The organism is Reichenbachiella carrageenanivorans, assembly GCF_025639805.1.
Lineage (GTDB): Bacteria > Bacteroidota > Bacteroidia > Cytophagales > Cyclobacteriaceae > Reichenbachiella > Reichenbachiella carrageenanivorans.
On sequence record NZ_CP106735.1, the window covers coordinates 2,703,052 to 2,721,497 of the forward strand.

11 protein-coding genes, 1 tRNA gene and 1 pseudogene are annotated in these 18,446 nt (G+C 42.4%); 9 read left to right on the forward strand and 4 right to left on the reverse strand.

Annotated elements, in window-relative coordinates; genetic code table 11:
- The first annotated feature begins 2 nt into the window (after positions 1-2).
- From pnp to bshB1, 4 genes are all read left to right on the forward strand, one after another.
- Positions 3-2,150, forward strand: a complete 2,148-nt coding sequence (pnp, locus tag N7E81_RS10695; RefSeq protein ID WP_263049585.1) for a polyribonucleotide nucleotidyltransferase — start codon at positions 3-5, stop codon at positions 2,148-2,150.
- Positions 2,151-2,411: 261 nt separating this feature from the next.
- Positions 2,412-3,362 carry a thioredoxin-disulfide reductase gene (gene trxB, locus N7E81_RS10700; RefSeq protein ID WP_263049586.1) on the forward strand — a complete coding sequence of 317 codons (951 nt, stop codon included), beginning with the start codon at positions 2,412-2,414 and terminating at the stop codon, positions 3,360-3,362.
- 6 nt (positions 3,363-3,368) lie between these two features.
- Complete coding sequence (locus tag N7E81_RS10705; protein ID WP_317624036.1) at positions 3,369-4,397, forward strand: M23 family metallopeptidase; 1,029 nt, start codon at positions 3,369-3,371, stop codon at positions 4,395-4,397.
- A gap of 8 nt (positions 4,398-4,405) precedes the next feature.
- Positions 4,406-5,122, forward strand: coding sequence for a bacillithiol biosynthesis deacetylase BshB1 (gene bshB1 / locus N7E81_RS10710; protein ID WP_263049587.1), 717 nt, complete (start codon positions 4,406-4,408; stop codon positions 5,120-5,122).
- A gap of 395 nt (positions 5,123-5,517) precedes the next feature.
- On the opposite strand, the pseudogene N7E81_RS10715 reads toward bshB1, so the two are convergent.
- Together N7E81_RS10715 and N7E81_RS10720 are read right to left on the reverse strand one after the other, a co-directional pair.
- Positions 5,518-6,387 (reverse strand): annotated as a pseudogene (locus N7E81_RS10715) (site-2 protease family protein); the annotation flags it as partial.
- Positions 6,380-6,997, reverse strand: a complete 618-nt coding sequence (locus N7E81_RS10720) for an HAD family hydrolase (protein WP_263049588.1) — start codon at positions 6,995-6,997, stop codon at positions 6,380-6,382. The pseudogene N7E81_RS10715 and the gene N7E81_RS10720, both read right to left, overlap by 8 nt.
- A 79-nt stretch (positions 6,998-7,076) precedes the next feature.
- Here N7E81_RS10720 and N7E81_RS10725 point away from each other — a divergent pair.
- Positions 7,077-7,150 (forward strand) — tRNA-Ile (locus N7E81_RS10725).
- A 62-nt stretch (positions 7,151-7,212) separates the two neighbouring features.
- Here N7E81_RS10725 and N7E81_RS10730 read toward each other — a convergent pair.
- Together N7E81_RS10730 and N7E81_RS10735 are read right to left on the reverse strand one after the other, a co-directional pair.
- Positions 7,213-7,662, reverse strand: coding sequence for a hypothetical protein (locus N7E81_RS10730; RefSeq protein ID WP_263049589.1), 450 nt, complete (start codon positions 7,660-7,662; stop codon positions 7,213-7,215).
- A gap of 61 nt (positions 7,663-7,723) precedes the next feature.
- On the reverse strand, positions 7,724-9,409 hold the full coding sequence (locus N7E81_RS10735) for a tetratricopeptide repeat protein (RefSeq protein ID WP_263049590.1): 1,686 nt from the start codon (positions 9,407-9,409) through the stop codon (positions 7,724-7,726).
- Positions 9,410-9,624: 215 nt separating this feature from the next.
- Between N7E81_RS10735 and N7E81_RS10740 the strand changes: the two genes are divergently transcribed.
- The 4 genes from N7E81_RS10740 to N7E81_RS10755 all read left to right on the forward strand — a co-directional run bounded on the left by N7E81_RS10740 (position 9,625) and on the right by N7E81_RS10755 (position 18,445).
- The gene (locus N7E81_RS10740; protein WP_263049591.1) at positions 9,625-12,756 is read left to right on the forward strand and encodes a SusC/RagA family TonB-linked outer membrane protein; all 3,132 of its coding nucleotides are present in this window, start codon (positions 9,625-9,627) and stop codon (positions 12,754-12,756) included.
- A gap of 17 nt (positions 12,757-12,773) precedes the next feature.
- Positions 12,774-14,501 (forward strand): RagB/SusD family nutrient uptake outer membrane protein, encoded by a 1,728-nt coding sequence (locus N7E81_RS10745; protein WP_263049592.1) that lies wholly within the window; start codon positions 12,774-12,776, stop codon positions 14,499-14,501.
- A gap of 19 nt (positions 14,502-14,520) precedes the next feature.
- A complete protein-coding gene (locus tag N7E81_RS10750) occupies positions 14,521-16,053 on the forward strand; it encodes a hypothetical protein (RefSeq protein ID WP_263049593.1) in 1,533 nt (510 codons plus the stop codon).
- A gap of 175 nt (positions 16,054-16,228) precedes the next feature.
- Positions 16,229-18,445: a T9SS type A sorting domain-containing protein gene (locus tag N7E81_RS10755; protein WP_263049594.1), complete on the forward strand. Its 2,217-nt coding sequence runs from the start codon at positions 16,229-16,231 to the stop codon at positions 18,443-18,445.
- Position 18,446: the final 1 nt, after the last annotated feature.

The following is an 18,446-nucleotide window of genomic DNA, read 5'->3' on the forward strand; positions in this document are numbered from 1 at the left end:
TTATGTCATTAAACGTAGTAACTAAAACCATCAAGTTAAAAGATGGTAGAGAGATTACTATAGAAACCGGAAAATTGGCCAAGCAGGCTGATGGTTCTGTAGTAGTTAAAATGGGTAAAACCATGTTATTGGCCACAGTAGTGTCAAACAAAGACGCTCGTGAAGGAGTGGATTTCCTTCCTATGTCTGTTGATTATCAGGAAAAATTCGCAGCCGCGGGAAAAATCCCTGGAGGATTTTTGAAAAGAGAAGGTAGACTATCTGACAACGAAGTATTGGTTTGTCGATTAGTAGACAGAGCATTGAGACCTTTGTTTCCTAGCGATTACCATGCAGAGACTCAAGTTCAGATTTCTCTAATTTCATTAGGCGAAGATGATCTTCCAGATGCACTTGCTGCTTTGGCTGCTTCAGCTGCTATCGCAGTGTCGGACATTCCTTTCGGAGGTCCTATCGCAGAAGTGAGGGTTGCTCATAAAGACGGTCAATTCTTAATCAATCCTACCAAAACTCAATTGGAAGGGTCTGATTTGGATATGATCATTGCTGGTACCAAAGATGATATCATGATGGTAGAAGGCGAAATGTTGGAAGTGTCTGAAGATATCATGATTGCTGCTATCAAAGAAGCACATACCGCTATTATCGATATGTGTAATACTCAGATCGAATTGACTGAAGCAGTTGGAAAAACTGAGAAAAGAGAATACTGCCACGAAGAAGCACCTGATGAAGAATTGAGAGCAGACATCAAGGCGAAAACTTTTGACGCTGTGTACGCAGTAGCAAAAGAAGGTAATCCAAACAAAAACATCCGTAAGGAGAAATTTGCAGCGATTATCGAAGAATATAAAGCGGCATTGCCTGAGTTGCCAGAAGGTGAATCATACAATGAAGCTCTAATTGCTACCTACTATCACGATGTAGAAAAAGAAGCAATCAGACAATGTGTCTTGGATACAAGAAAAAGATTGGACGGACGTGCTTTAGACGAAATTAGACCTATCTGGTCTGAGGTTGACTATTTGCCATCTGCTCACGGATCAGCCATATTTACTAGAGGTGAAACCCAATCGTTGACTAGTGTAACACTAGGAACCAAGCTTGACGAACAAATGGTAGACGGTGCTGTGCACTCAGGGTACAACAAGTTCTTCTTGCACTACAACTTCCCTGCATTCTCTACTGGAGAAGCAAGACCCAACAGAGGTCCGGGACGTAGAGAAGTAGGGCATGGTAACTTGGCATGGAGAGCGATCAAACCGATGCTCCCAGCTAATGATGAAAACCCTTATACCATTCGTGTAGTGTCTGATATTTTGGAATCAAACGGTTCGTCTTCTATGGCAACTGTATGTGCTGGTTCGCTAGCCTTGATGGATGCGGGTATTCCGTTGAAATCTCCAGTTTCAGGTATCGCTATGGGTATGATCTCAGATCCTGAAACAGGAAAATATGCGATCTTGTCTGACATCTTGGGAGACGAAGATCATTTGGGAGACATGGACTTCAAAGTAACTGGAAACGACAATGGTATCACTGCTTGTCAGATGGATATCAAAGTAGACGGGTTGTCTTACGAAGTATTGGCTGAGGCATTGATGCAGGCTAATGCAGGTAGAGCTCACATCCTTGGGGAAATGAGAAAGACCATGACTGAGTCTAGAGCGGATATGAAATCTCATGCACCAAGGTCTACGATGATCAGAATTGAAAAAGAAATGATCGGGCCATTAATCGGACCAGGAGGTAAAATTATTCAGGAGATTCAGAAAGAGTCTGGCGCAACAGTGACAGTAACTGAAGATGATAAAAACGGTATCGTAAACGTCTTTACTGCTGATGGAGATGCCATGAAAGAAGCACTAAGAAGAATCAATAACATCGTGGCTACGCCAGATGTAGGAGAGACTTACGAAGGCAAAGTAAAGTCGATCATGCCATTTGGTGCATTCATCGAATTCATGCCAGGCAAAGACGGTTTGCTACACATCTCTGAGATCAAATGGGAGAGAGTAGAAAACATGGATGGTGTGCTAGAAGTAGGCGAAGAGATCAAAGTGAAATTGATCGAAATCGACAAGAAAACGGGTAAGTTTAGATTGTCTAGAAAAGCACTTTTGCCAAAACCGGAGAAAGCAGAAGGGTAATAATCCCTTTTTAAAATTATAAATAAAAACCACGCCCTTGAGCGTGGTTTTTTTGCTTTAGAAAGAGCGAGAGAAAACATGACCTTCTTGAGCATAGAACAGGGTGCGTGAAAAGGCCTCTGATTAATAGAAAGGAAGAGCTATTCGGTTGTAGATAAATATTATCTATCCAACGTAAACTTTTTTTGATATCAAATGTTTTATAGTGGATTAGCTTCATGCTAAATTGCAAAATCATTTTTAAGTAGAAGGATTGAAATAATGACTCAAGAAAACGTAAAAGTATTGATTATAGGCTCTGGACCTGCGGGGTATACAGCTGCTATATATGCCTCTAGGGCAGGATTGAAGCCAGTATTGTACACGGGCGGAGAGCCAGGTGGACAGCTGACTACCACCAATGATGTGGAAAACTTTCCGGGTTATCCTGAAGGAGTGAACGGTCCTCAGATGATGACAGATTTGCAAAAGCAAGCAGAAAGATTCGAAACTGACATCCGTTTTGGAATGGCTACTTCGGTTGATTTTTCTGGTTATCCTCACAAAGTAATTGTAGATGAAAAACACGAGATCACAGCAGAGGCCGTTATTATTTCTACAGGTGCAAGTGCCAAGTACTTGGGACTTGATTCTGAAAAGAGGTTATTAAACTTAGGTGTATCTGCTTGTGCGGTATGTGATGGGTTCTTTTATAGAGGCAAAGATGTAGCTGTAGTAGGAGGTGGAGACACCGCAGCAGAAGAAGCTACTTATTTAGCAAACATCTGTCCTAAGGTTTATCTTTTGGTAAGAAGAGACGAGATGCGTGCTTCGAAAATCATGCAACAACGAGTGCTCAATACGCCAAACATCGAGGTGCTTTGGAATACGTCTACAGAAGAGGTGCTGGGCGAAGAAGAAGTGGAAGCGATGAGAGTAGTAGACACAGTGACTGGAGAAAAAAGAGATATTCCGATCAAAGGATTCTTTGTAGCCATTGGTCACAAACCAAATACAGATATCTTTAAGGATTATTTAGAAAGAGACGAAGCGGGCTATTTGATAGTAGAACCAGGTACATCAAAGACCAAAGTAGAAGGTGTGTTTGTGACTGGAGATGCTGCAGACCGTGTATATCGTCAGGCAGTCACTGCTGCTGGTACTGGTTGTATGGGTGCCTTGGATGCTGAGAGGTTTTTGGCAGCCAAAGAATTTGAGAATGTTGAATTGTAGAGTTACATGTTAAGAATTATACTAATCCTATCGATACTATCGGTAGGCATAGTCACAGAATCCTTCAGCCAAACCAAGCTGAAGGATTTTTTTAAGTTTAAAAATAAAGAGATTGTAGCGATTAATCCTGAAGACACGATTGTTCAGATTGATGAGTCTTTTTTTGAAATAGCAGATGCCTACTGGGACAGTCTAGCTATGGAAGAAGCGCAAGAAATTTCGCTTCAGCGCGAATTGAGTATCGTGCACGAAGATACTGCTGAGATTATATTGGCTTACGAAATTCCCATACAGGTCACTGAGCAGTTGATGATCGACTCGGTATGGGTAACACTTAGAGATTATTATAGCTTGTGGAGTACTACCAAAATCAACCCCTACGAAATTGATGGCGAAAAATTTGCCGATACACTAGCTTTATCGCTTACCTTCAATAATCCTTCTTTAGATTGGTCTCTGCCCATTCCCAATACAGAAGTGACCTCTCCATTTGGTTTAAGGCGTTGGCGTTGGCATTATGGTGATGATTTGAGACTCCGCACGGGTGACTCTGTGAGAGTTGCTTTCGATGGCATTGTTCGATTAGCTCGGTACGACCGCTATGGTTATGGTAATTATATTTTGGTTAGACATTATAATGGACTAGAGACGCTCTATGGGCATCTAAGCAAAAGACTGCTAGAGCCTGGAGATGTGGTGAAAGCAGGTGATGTGATCGGCTTGGGTGGTAGCACAGGTAGAAGTAGTGGTCCTCATTTGCATTTTGAGATTCGCTATGCAGGCAATGCTATTGATCCTAAAGAAGTTTTTGATTTTGATAATGATACCATTCGCACGACGACCATGATCGTGACGCCAGAGACCTTTTCTTACCTCACAGAAGCACGAAAAATCCGTTATCATCGTGTTCGCAGCGGAGATACACTTAGTCATATCAGTTATCGTTATGGCGTATCTATTAATACCATTTGCCGTTTGAATGGCATTAGAAGAAGTACTATCTTGAGGGTAGGCCAGCGCTTACGTATTACCTAATTGAGACTATGAAACTAGATGTCCTTGTATTTGCTGCCCATCCAGACGATGCCGAATTGTCTTGCGGAGGCACTATTCTTTCCCTTATTGCTCAAAGTAAAAAGGTGGGTATTGTAGACTTTACTCGGGGAGAAATGGGAACAAGAGGTACGCCTGAAATCAGAGACAAAGAGGCTGCTGCGTCGAGTAAGATACTAGGACTTGCTGTTCGAGATAATTTGAGATTCCAAGATGTGTTTTTCAAAAATGATGATGCGCATGTGCTCGAAGTGGTAAAAAAAATCAGACAATACCAGCCAGAGGTGATTTTGGCGAATGCGCTTGCAGATCGGCACCCCGATCATGCTAAAGCAGCTCAAGTAGTGAAAAAGGCCATATTTCTAGCGGGTTTGAAAAATTTAAAATCGGAATGGGGTGGCAAAGCACAGGAAAATTGGTACATCAAGAATCTTTACCACTACATCCAGACCGACTTCATGAAGCCTGATTTTGTAGTAGACGTATCTGATCACTGGGCTACTCGCATGGAGGCGGTACGAGCCTTCAAGTCTCAGTTTTTCGATCCCAATGGCGAATCTTCTAATACACTGATTTCTACACCTGAATTTATGGAGCTTATAGAAGCCAGAGGTCGTGAGTTGGGTCTGTCTATTCGTGTGAAATATGGTGAAGGATTTGTGTCTGACAGAGCACTTGGTGTCTCTGATTTGACTTCCTTGCTCTGAGGTTGAATCTCAATCACGTTGAATGGCTTGGGACTAAATGAAATAATAAATACGCCCAAAGCAATCCATCCTAATGCTTTTCTGTTTATATCCAATGGTTGATCGATCAACACAGGTGGGTGATAAATCCCTAACACACGCCCCAGAAGGAATGAAAATAGCAACCAACCAGAATACCCTTCTATGGTAGGGTAAAAAAAGTTGACCGTCATTTGCGCAGAAAACACGCCCAAGGCATACATGATTTTGTCTCTGTTTTTGTTGGTGAATTTTGTGAAACACAAAAATAAGAATCCTAAATAAATCAACTCATTGAGCATGCCATCGGATAATCGATGAGGGTTGGCCATGCCTAGTCCTGCATAGAAAAGCAAGCTGATAAATAACACCTGAGAGACTACTTTGTGTTGTTTGTGCCCGATGATTCCATATAAGATATGTCCGCCATCCAGTTGGCCAATAGGTAGGAGATTGAGTGAAGTAAAAAACAAAGCTAGAAACCCTGCAAATAGCAGTGGATAATGAGCCAGTTCGTATTGGTTGGGTACTTGCTTGGGATCAGACACAAACAAGTACTCGAAAAGGCTAAAGAGCAGATTGCCTCCCAAGTAGGTGCTAGAGTATGCTGGCCAAGGTTCGAATGCAGGATACTCCCAGTTTTGAGCAGATCCATGGTCTTTTACGTAGGCTAGAGAATCGCTGGCTCGATCGCTCAGGTAGAATCCGTGATGCTGCTGGAGGTTGTATTCGTAGGAATACACATGATCAGCATAGTCTAGTCCAAAAGCCTCGTAGTCAGGGTGTATTTTGTAGATGCTTTCCCGTTCGGGTAAGTGCGTAAACGCATAGATCAGTACCAACAGCGCTACTGCAAAGCCTGCCAATGGTCCCGCAATGCCTATATCGAAGTATTTTTTTCGACTGTCTATGATGTCCTTGATTTTGATAAATGCCCCCATAGACCCGAGCGATGGAAACCCTGGCATGAAACCCAGCCAAAGCGGGATGTAGAAGGGGAGGGTCACTTTGACTTTGTGATACTGCGCCATGAAATAATGACCGAACTCATGTACGGTGAGTATGAGTAGGAAGGGGATGGAAAACTGTAGACCATCAAGTAATTCTGATGATGTGATGGTATCCTCGCCGTAAAAAAGCGAACGACCAGTCATCCACTCTGCTCCCGATATGGTTGTGACGATCAGTGTCACGATAAACAATCCGATCTGAATGATTTTTACTCTTTGTTCCTTGTCTCTAAACATATGCGGTCAAGTTAAATATATTATCAGGTTCGGTAATGTGTAGGGTATGGATGCCTAGACTGGCAGCAGCTTCTAGGTTGGCGAGTGTGTCGTCTAGAAACAGACACTCATCTGCTCGGTTGTCAGATCTTTTAAGCACCTCTTGGTAAATATCAAGGTCAGGCTTTCTCATGTGGAGTTCGTGAGAAAAATAGACCTCGTCTGCAAAGGCGTGAAGTGATTGCTCCCCAGAGGAAGCTTGAATGATTTGGTTGAATGCTTTTTCGTGGATGCCATTGGTATTGCTCAAGACTAGGACTTTGTAGTCTTTTCGTAAGCTACACATAAAATCGAGGCGAGCTTTGGGTACATTGCCTAGCATGGCATTCCAAGCTTGGTCTATTTGCAGGTCTGAGAGTTGGGTTTTAAACAACTGGTTGATGCCTAGTCGTAAGTCCTGATCAGAGATCAGTCCTTTTTCATGGTCTTGAAATAACCCCGGTTCCCAATAGCGTTGATAGATATCATCTGCAGGCCATCCTGAGAGTAATGCAAGAGCCTCAGGCGTCTTTTTAAAATCCAGATCGATGATTACTCCCCCGAGGTCAAAAATTATTGTTTTGATATTCACCCTTTTTGTTTGTGTAATTTTGAGCAAATATGTAACATTGCACCTCCAAATTCAAGGCAGTCTCTCAGACTATTTTGAAGGGCCTATAACTCAGTTGGTTAGAGTATCTGACTCATAATCAGAAAGTCCCTGGTTCGAGCCCAGGTGGGCCCACATATTACCCCTATATAACAAGTATAGGGGTTTTTTTATGTTTGATGATTAAGTACTTATGTTTAGTCGGTTTCATTGTTGAAGTCAATTAGTTCCTTGTGTTGAAGCTTAATTTCCTTAAAAGCGTCAAATAAACCATCTATCATAGAAGAGTGCTGATTAAATGAAGATCTCAATTCTTGAGCTTTTGAGATGCTCAGAGAATGATTGCTTTGAAGTTTATTAAATCTTTTTTCAAAGCTTTCATTTAATTCCTCTAGTGTTTCAATCATGGATAGGATCTTCTTTCGGTCCACAGGTATTTTAGAATCTTCTGTTTCTTCAAGTAGCGTCTTTGTGTCAATTTTCATATTGTAGACTCTTGATTCTAAATCTCGAAGCTTTTCCGTACATTCAAATACTAATAACCTTAAAGTATTTTTTCTATTAGAAAGGTGTTGGAAAAAAGCCAAGCCCAGAGCTATACATGATATCAGTAATGCAATGATTGAAATATAATCTGAAGTGGTCATGATTTCTGTTAAGTAGATATTACATGATTGATTTTTTTGAATTATACTAGTTTTTAGATACCTACTCAAACTTTCCAATAAAATCCTCCAAGTTGTCGCTGCGGTCTAAGTTTAATTTCTTTCTGAGCCTATACCTTGTCGTGTGTACGCTTTCTATCGAAATACCTAGGAGTTTAGCCATGTCTTTACTCGTGAAGTTCAACTTTATCAATGCACAGATTTTTTGGTCGCCTTGGCTCAGCCCTGGATACACCGAGTTCAATTCTTTATAAAAGCTTTTATTTACCGAAATGAACCTAGACTCAAATTCCTTCCAGTTGTTAGACGAACTGATATCAATGCTTTTGACCAGCTTGGTCAGTTTTTTAGTGTCAGGATTGTCTTTTTGTTCATTGATTTGGTTTTTCAGATCGGTCAATACTTCGTCTCGTTGGATCACCTGTAGGGCAGAGGCTGTTAGTTCCTTATTTTTGACTTCTAGTACCTCCTTGGTCTTGAGTAGTTCAAGCCTCTGTTTTTCTTTCAATAGTTTCTTTTCGGCCTTATATCTTGTTCTGAAGTACCTATACACCAGAAAGATCACGATGATCAGAAAAATAATCGTGCCGTACAGAATCAACGATTGTAAATACCACACTTTATCTTCCTGTTCCAGTCTCGCTAGTTTTTCTTTGTTTAGTTTTTTATCCTGATTTTCTTTTTCTAACCTAAACTCGTCTTTGATTTCTAAAATAAACTTATTGTTTTCGCTTCTGCTACCAAATAGCTGCTCGTTCAACCTCATCGACTCCGTGAGCATCGCATAAGCTTCATTCATTTCGCCCATTTCTACCAGTAGAAGAGAAAGGGCTTCGTAGAGGTCAGGCATCAGATCCATATGGCTTTTGTGATATAAGCCAGAGGCAATAGCACTTTCGAAATAAGATTTGGCCTTGGGTAGATCTCCAAGTGCTTGATAGATCTGTCCCAAAAAGGAATGATATATGACGAAATAGTCGGGATAATTAGCGGTAAAAAACGGTTCCAGCGGGAGTAGTAGTTTTAAGGCCTCCTGGTACTTGCCTTCAATGTAGAGATTGTATCCCAGTTCTGCACTCACAAAAGATCTACTGGTAGGAAGCAATTCTTGTATGTTTTGAACCAACCTACAGCTATCCAGATAGAGTCGCGCGGTTTTATAATCTTTGTTTTTTCTGTACAGTGTGGCTAATGCATAATAGTCTTTGAGTAAAATATGTTTGTTCAAATTCATCTGTTGAATACGAACTTTGTTTATTTTTAAAGACGTAGTAAAGTATTTGATGGCCTGATTGTCTCTCTTATACAAACTATATAGCCAGCCCAGCCCACTATAAACCTTTGCTCTTGCACCGCTGTGATCCATCTGGTCTGCTAAAAACAATGCCTCCCAGTAACTGTCATAGGCAAGGTCAAAATCAGCATTATTAGCGTATAAATCTGAAAGATTTACCAAACAATCGATGGCCTGCAAGGTGTCGGCCGTCTGCATACTCTGAACATAACTGAGTTTGAAAAGTAGGATGGCGCTATCGGCATTTTGAAACATCAATTCAGTTGCTTTTTCTAGGTGCCCGAGAGATGAATTCTCTACCGCCGCTGAGTCTTCTTGACAGAATACTGGACATCCTACCCCTAAACTTGCGATTAAAAATAGTGCAAACTGTCTAGTTTTATAATATTTATTAATCAGAGACTTGAAGTTGTTAAATAATTGATAGTCAGTCATTTTAATATATTAAAATTTGCTATTTGTCTAGTTGATAAAGGCAGGAATATAGTTTTTGTCGTGTTTTGATCTAGTAGCAAAAGAAGGTTTTTTTTCTGATAAAAAACATATTTGGTTGAGCGAATCAGAATACTCCCTACGATCGAGGGCTATTTGAAAAGCAATTCTGAAGCGTTCAATTGAAAGTTTAAATACACAAGCAAAACACTATTTGAATGGAAAAATATTTTACATTATCTAAAAGGTGGATTGTCCTCTTTATGCTCCCATTGTCTAGCATAGTATATGCACAGACTAGCGTGAGTGGAAAAGTGACAGATTCAGATGATGGTTCCGGAATTCCTGGAGCCAATGTGTTGGTGAAAGGTACCACACAGGGTACTATTACAGATTTGGACGGCAACTTCAAACTGGAAGTGTCGGATAGCAATACCACTTTGGTATTCAGCTACATTGGTTATTTATCACAAGAAGCTACTGTAGGAGAACGCTCCGTGATCGATGTACAGTTAATGCCAGACGTACAGCAGCTAGATGAGATTGTTGTGGTAGGGTACGGTACTCAAAAGAAGAAAGAGGTCACAGGTGCAGTAGGTTCAATCAAATCTGAAGAATTACTGAAAAATGCAACTTCGGATATTGGTGATGCCATGCAAGGTCAGATCGCTGGGGTAAATGTTCAAGCCTCTAGTGGAAGACCAGGGTCAAAATCAAATGTACAAATTAGAGGTATTGGCTCTGTAAGTGACGGAGCATTGGGTCCTTTGTATGTAGTAGATGGTGTTCCTTTTCAGAATGACCCAAACATCTCGCCTGAGCAAATCGAATCTATGGAAGTATTGAAGGATGGAGCGGCAGCGGCGATTTACGGTGTGCGTGCATCCAACGGTGTAATTCTGATTACTACCAAAAGAGGTAAAGAGGGTGTCATGCAAGTTGACTTTTCTACCTATGTAGGAGTCCAAGACATCTACTCAGGTACTCCACTCATGAATACGCAACAGCAGCTGTATGTTGAAAAAGTAAAGCTAGCAGCTGTGGGCAGAGAGCCTTTGGTATTGGTGACCAATCCAAACGCAATGGACTATGATACGGATTTTGTAGATGAAGTACAGAATGACAATGCAATCATGCAGAACTACAACATCAACGTATCTGGTGGTCAGGAGAATTTGACATTGAGTTTGAATGCCAACTACTTCGAGCAGGATGGAGTATTGATCAATTCGGGTTACGATCGTTTGACGACTCGCCTCAATGGAGAATATAAGCTTGGTAAATTCAGGGCCTTTGCTTCTATGGCAATGACTCAGCAAAATACAACACAAGAGCCTTGGGCATTATACGAATATGCCATCGTTCAAAAACCATGGCAAAAAGGTTTGAATGACTTGGAATCGCTAGGTACCAACAAAGTGGTAGTGCCCGATGACAACCCCATCCAATATGGGTATTTGTCTCGTCAGCTCAACAACGAAGATACCAGAACAGAGAGAAGCAATAACATGGCTATCAATCTTGAGTATGAGATTATCGACGGGTTGAGTTTTCAGGTCAACGCTGGTAGAAACGAATATTCCTATCAGAGAAAATTCTTCCGTCCTCAGTACCTCGCATATAATAGCGATGGTGACTTGCAGCCAGGAGGGTCTAATCTAGATGCTTTGCTGAATGAAGATTATACATTCACAACTAAAAACACGCTAGAAAACATTTTGAAGTTTCAGAGACAATTCGGGAAACACAATGTAGGTGCTACATTGGTGTTGTCTTATGAAAACTATGAGTATAAGACCACAGGTGTAGGAGTAATTGGACTATTGAGCAACGATACAGATGTATTGAGTGCTGGTGTAGGTGCTTCGGCTCCTACAGGGACACGTAATACTCAAAACATAGCGGGTAAAATGGCTAGAGTACAGTATGGATATGACCAGAGATATCTGTTCTCTGCGAGTATTCGATATGATGGCTCATCGATATTTGGTGAAGAAAACCGATACAACCCATTCTATGGTTTGTCTGCTGGCTGGAACATCAGTGAAGAAGGGTTCTTCAAAAATGCAGGTGGTTTAGGGTTCATTAGCAATATGAAATTGAGAGGTAGCTATGCACAGTTGGGCAACCAGAATGTAGCACCCTATCAGTATGCCGCTAGTATCGAAAGTGGTGTGAACTATCCGTTTGGCGCAGAAGGTAGCGAATACCTTGGTGTAGGATATATCCAGAGAAGATATGCCAATCCATTGATCCAATGGGAAACTACTATTTCTAGAAACATTGGTTTGGATTTGACCATGTTCGATGGCAGATTGAATTTCACAGCAGATGTTTATCGCAATACCAAAGAAGACATGCTTTTATCTGAAAGATTGGCACCTTCTTCTGGTACATGGCAAACTAGAGCGACCAACGTCTACAACTCTAGAACCATCAATGCGGGTAACATGCAGAACCAAGGGATTGAGCTTGCACTTGGCTACAGAAATGAGACGGATTTTGGCCTAGTGTGGAGTGTCAATGGCACATTCACTAAAAACGTAAACGAAGTAACAGATCTCAATGGAGTAGAAGGCATCGCCTATGCGGGCGGTAGACCGATCACATCTAGAGGGGAAAACACAGATTTTACAACCTATTTGTCTGAAGGATACGAAGGCGGCGCATTTTTTCTTTTGAAAAGCGACGGAGTCATCAAGACCGCAGAGCAATTGGCTGATTACAAGTTGATCGATGCCAGTGCACTGATGGGAGACATGATGTACGTAGATCAGTTGACTGTAGATACAGATGGTGATGGTGTTCCTGATGCAGGAGATGGCCAGATCAATGACGATGATCGGATATATGCAGGTTCTGGTCAGCCAGAGTTTGAAGCAGGTCTGATGCTGAACGGAGCATACAAAGGCTTCGACCTTTTTATACAGTTGTATGGTTCGTATGGCGCAGAGATCTACAATGGATCTAAACTGTACGCTTACGGAGCAGCTCGTCACGAAGACATGTACTACGCATGGTCTCCACAAAATCCTGATTCGGATATACCAGCCGCTCGTGTCTCGCAAGAGCACAACAACACGAGAGCAAGGTCAGACTTCTTTCTAGAAGACGGTTCTTACCTCAGAATCCGAAACATCACCTTGGGTTACACAGTGCCTAGAAGTGTGTTCAATAACAAGTTGAACAAATTGAGATTCTATGTGACTGCTCAAAACCTGTTCACATTTACTAAGTATGAAGGCTATGATCCAGAAGTAGGTGGAAATGGTTTGTCTACTCGTGGAGTAGATCAAGGAAACTATCCTGTGACTCGTAAGTTCTTGGCTGGTTTGCAACTTCAGTTTTAATTCTAAAACAGAGAAAGATGAAAAAATATATAATATACATATTAATGATGCCTGTCTTTATGCTTGCAACTAGTTGTAACGAAGACGAGTTTTTGACACAGGTCAATCCTAATTCCATTACTACGGATGTATTTTGGAAAACTAGCGATGATTTCGAAAATGCCCTTTATACCGTATATGGTGCTTTGCAGTTTCCTTCGGTTACAGGGCCACAAGCGGCAAATGAATGGGCACTTGGTGACATAGGAGGTTCTGAAACTTGGATGGGCCCATATGTTTTCAAGAACTTGGCGATGAACGATGCTTCAGACCATGTAAAGAACAAGTGGAACGAACTGTATGTGGGTATTTTCAGAGCCAATCAGGTAATCGAAAACATTCAAAATGCAGAGATAGGGGATAGTGAGAAGACACTCATTGTCGCACAAGCTAGATTTTTGAGAGCATTCTATTATTTCGAATTAGTAAACACCTATGGAGGTGCAGTGGTTCATACAGTAGTGCCTATACTCGACGAGGACTTCAAAAAGCCATTCGAATCTTTAGACGTAGTGAACACCAACGTGATCATTCCTGATTTGGAATTCGCTAAAGCTAACTTGGATGGTGTGGTTTGGACTGGTAATGACGTAGGACGTGCTACTTGGGGAGCAGCTACTGCGCTCTTGGGCAAAGTCTACCTCTATGACAATGACTGGACCAAAGCGGCTACAGAATTCAAGGAAATTATTGATTCTGGTATCTATAGCCTGACGCCTAAATTCATGGACAATTTCACAGATCAAAATGAGTTCAACAAAGAATCGATTTTTGAAGCGGCTTATTCTGCTGTAGCTGGAGACACTGGTGCTAATGGTGCCACTATCGATACCACGCCAAGTGAAATTGGTTCTGAAGCCTATACGCTGGATGCATTCATTGGTCAGTTAAACTCTGGTGGGTACAATTCTGTTTTAGCTTCATACTATCTACATGAGTTGTTTTACAACGACGAAATGGATCCGTCCAATAGTATCAACAACGGCTTCAACGAATCGCAAAGAACACATGCGACACTTTTGACCAAAGAAAGCGACGGAACCTACTACAGCGTGGAAGCCGACGTAATGAAAGGCTTTGGCTATGCACAGTCAGCGTATATCAAGAAAAATACAAACTGGTATCAGTGGGAATTGATCAATACGACCAATGCACGTTCGGGAATCAATAAGAGACTCATCAGATATGCAGATGTATTGTTGATGTATGCAGAAGCAATACTCAATGCTAATGGAGCTGCTGCTACCGCAGAAGCGATCACTTACATAGACATGATCCGTAGCAGAGCAGGTGTGATCACGATTCAGGGCTACCTAGACAACAACTCCAATACTTTCCCTGCGATGAACGTGAGCAAAGTAGTGAATGGTACGTACAATATGGTGGCGCCTTCTGCTGACAACTTGCTTACCCACATCAGAATGGTGGAAAGACCGCTAGAGCTATGTTTCGAAGGACACAGATGGAGAGATCTCAGAAGATGGGGGATCACCAAAACGGTACTTACCGATCGTCTAGCCGATGAACAATGGTTTTTGGCCAACTGGGATGCCATTAGAAATACACCTCCTTTCTACTTTGTAGACGAAGCGCAGCGCGTAAGAACGGATTATGCTGTATGTGCCAATAGCTATAGCCCTGCAACACATGACTACTTCCCATTACCTACAGATGAGGTGCAGGTCAATTCAGGGTTGAGTAATTAATCATTAAAAACAGAAAGAGATGAAAAATATTCTAAAAAATATAATGGCAGCAACCTTATTGATATGGGTTGTAAGCGCATGTGACGACGAATATGAAGCACCAAATGCTGGAGCTAAGCATAGCGTGGTCTACAGTGCGGAGCAAAGCACAGGGAATCAAGTTCAGGTATATGGAACTATTTCTTTTGGCGATGCTTCGGCAGGTATCCTTTCACGTGAGTGGAGTGTGGAAGAGGGAGTTGGATATATTATTTCTGACGATAGCGCCTCTACTTCTGATATGAGCAACATCAAAGTGATCTTCACTGAAGGAGGCACGCAAGAAGTAAAGCTGCATCAGGAGTTTGATGGGGATTTCTATGTGGGAACTAACGTGCTCAACTCATCATACGACACCATCATTTCAGTAACCGTTCTTGATTATATTAAAGCAAGTATAAAAGCGAACCTTCTCAATGATGATGGATCGCTTGGGGCTGAGTTGACACTGTCTAATGGAGCTAAAAACCAAGTAACAGCGAGTAAGTCAGTTCGCTTTACATATGTATCTGAGGGAGGACCTCAGCAGCTCGATTGGGCATTCGACGGAGGTACTCCGGCTACAGTCACCTATACTTCTGCTCAGATAGTAGATGGCACAGCCGACAATACTGACGTGCAGTATAAACGGATGGGAACTTACGGCGTGCAGTTTATTGCCTCTAGACCAAGACCATTTGGTGCTGACACAGTGAGTTTCACAGACTTTATCGAAGTGATAGGTTCTACGGAGCCTGTGACCTTAGATGCAGTCACTGAAGCGGACGATGTTATTGCATTAGACTTCAGTAGAGAAATGGATGCTTCTACTATCGTGACAACGGATTTCTCTGTGGTCATTGTAAATGGGGCAACTACAATCAATCCTGTAGTAGCGTCAGCTGCTTTAGACCCTGATCAAGGCAATGTGATCTTGGTGACACTCGAAGATGAAATGCTTTACAACTCTGATGATGTAACAGTCACTTATACACCAGGGGCATTATCTACCTTGGACGGAGTAGCTGCTTCAGCCTTTAGCGAAAAAGTTGATTTCGGTGCGTCAAACGTTTTGGCATTAGGTGGTGGAATGGAAACAGGCAACTGGTCTCAAGTAAATTGGAATGGGCCTGCCATAACGACTCAGGTAGCAGAGATAGTTACGGATTTTTCTCGTACTGGAGATGCCAGCTTGCATTTCAAAGCAGCTGATGGCCAATTTGCAGAAGCCATAAACAATACAGATGCTTTCGCAGCCATAGAAGATGGAAAAACATATCGTTTGTCGTATTGGATATATGTTACCTCAGCTACAGGTACAGGAGCCAATAATCAAGTAGGGCTATTCCTTCCTAACAACTGGGCGGATCAAGCGCAAACAGCTCCTTACACTGTCACCATGAATCAATGGGTATACGTTTCACTTGAATTTTCAGGCAAATCAACATCTACGTATATGTATGCGAGAGTGCTAGATGGAGCGGAGCTCTGGGTGGATGATATCGAACTAGTGGCTATAGAAGCCAGACCATAATTCATACACAATAGAATAATTAAACCCGGGGCGGCACATCATACCGCCTCGAGTTTATCCAAAACTGTGCCTTTACAAGGCACTAGATAGGATTACTCTGATTTTATTTTATCAGCGTTCTCCTTTTTTGATCAAAAAAGTATTCCCCAGTTAGGAAAAATATAACCGTACATCTATGAATGTAATCAGAATCATATCATCCATTTTATTGCTTCTCTGCATAGAAGTGACCTGCCACCACAGCTTGGCTCAAGTAGCTGTAGATGTCAATTTGGATATCAAACATGAAGTAGGTGGCGTTTTTGAATTCGACCGAAACAAGTTTGTGGCCATCCATGCCAACATAGGTGAGCAAGAATGGGACGGCAACAATTTTACCGCTGACCTCAGAGATGATTTCCTCAATGGGTACGACGTGTACCTCGGCCGAGATACTGGCGGCATCACCTGGAACCTCAATGCCAATACCACCGAAGATCCCGCCCGATCTGGATATGCTAACCCAGCAGATATCCAGTCCAACGGCACTACTATAAAAAACAACTATGCAATCAAGACCAACTGGCACGGATACGAGCATCGCAATGATCAGATACTAGCCGCTCAGTTGCACCCCTTCTGGCCCGATGGCCAGCAGACCAATAAAGGTTGGGCTTTCTCAGAAGCCGATACCCCCACCGAGCCATTCGGTACCGCTACTGGCGAATACATGGGTCGATTCATTCACGACTCATACGGCACAGGAGGAGCCACAGGCCCCAATAAACCTAAGTATGTAGAAGTCATCAACGAGCCCCTCTGGCACTTGGTAGACTTTGGCAGTGATACCCCTGAGAAAATCTTCAAGTTCCACAATGCCGTAGCGGACGAAATCAGAAAATACGACAGCGACATCCTCATCGGCGGTTTTTGTACCGCTTTTCCAGATCACGAAAAACGTGATTTTGCACAGTGGAATGAGCGATGGAAGCTATTCATGGACCTGGCGGGCGATAAGATGGACTACTGGACCATCCACCTCTATGATTTCCCCGCTATCGGGGGAAAACAAAAGTACCGAAAGGGCAGCAACATGGAGGCCACCTTCGACCTCATGGAGCAGTACAGTTATATGAAATTCGGAACAGTAAAACCTTTTATGGTCTCCGAGTATGGTGCGCAAATGCACGACTACAAGGGCGCCTGGTCCCCTTACAGAGATTGGCTGCACAACAAGTCAGTAAGCGCCATGATGATGCAATTTATGGAGCGTGCCAATATCATTAACAAAACATTGAACTTCTTGCCTGTCAAGGCAGAATGGGGAACCTCTGGCGTAGACAATACCTACGACCACCGACTATTGCGCAAAGAAAACGAGCCAACAGCCTATACAGGACAATGGGTCTACTCTGATATGGTACAAATCTACCAGCTCTGGTCAGAGGTGAATGGCGACAGAGTAGACAGCTATTCGACAGATCAAGATGTGATGGTAGATGCCTATGTAGATGGAGACGCAGCGTACGTCATCCTCACTAATCTAAAGTTCGAAAGTGTAGACATCGACCTCACTTTGATGGGATTCTCTGAGGATAAGTTTCAAAGCGTAGAGATCAAACACCTGCACTTAGATGACCAAGCGGGCGTGCTAGAGGAGTCTACCCAAAATGACCTCCCTGCTTCAGTGAGCTTGGATAGTGAGGCCACCATGATATTGAAGTACATCTTTACTGAAGACCTAACTATCGATCAGTCTTCGGAAGAAATCAAGTACTACGCGACTACCTACATGAAAGAGATCGTGGAAAACCAAGCAGCCACCTTTACGATTGCTGGAGTGACTACTACCGACAAGTATGGTGAGGCAGTGTTGAGGTTAGGTGTAGGAAGAGCTCACGACAAGTCACTAAGACCTACTGTGCTATTCAACAACACGAAAATATCGATACCCATAAATTATAGAGGAGATGATCAGGCACAGAGAGATACATTTTTTGGCGTGCTGGAGATACCAGTGCCCTACGAATTGATCAAGGAATCCAACGAGGTATCTGTCAGCTTTGCTGACGCCGGAGGGCACATCAGTAGCGTAGCCATGCAGGTATTTAACTTTTCTCGCACGGTATCGCGAAGCATCCGAGAAGAGATCCTATCTGTAGACGAAAAAGAAGCGCAGACAGGCCTGAACTTTTATCCTAATCCAGCCACAGACACTATCCATTTAAATTTTGGAGCCCAATGGTTGGGCGGGCATTTGATCATCAGAAGCCTCGACGGAAAAGAGCAACAAAAGAGACTTATTAGTGAGCGAAGTATGACCTACGATCTATCTGATCTAAAGGCAGGTATATACTTCATTACCATCAGTCATCAAGGGGAATTAGTGACCAAGAAAATAGTGATAGAATAGA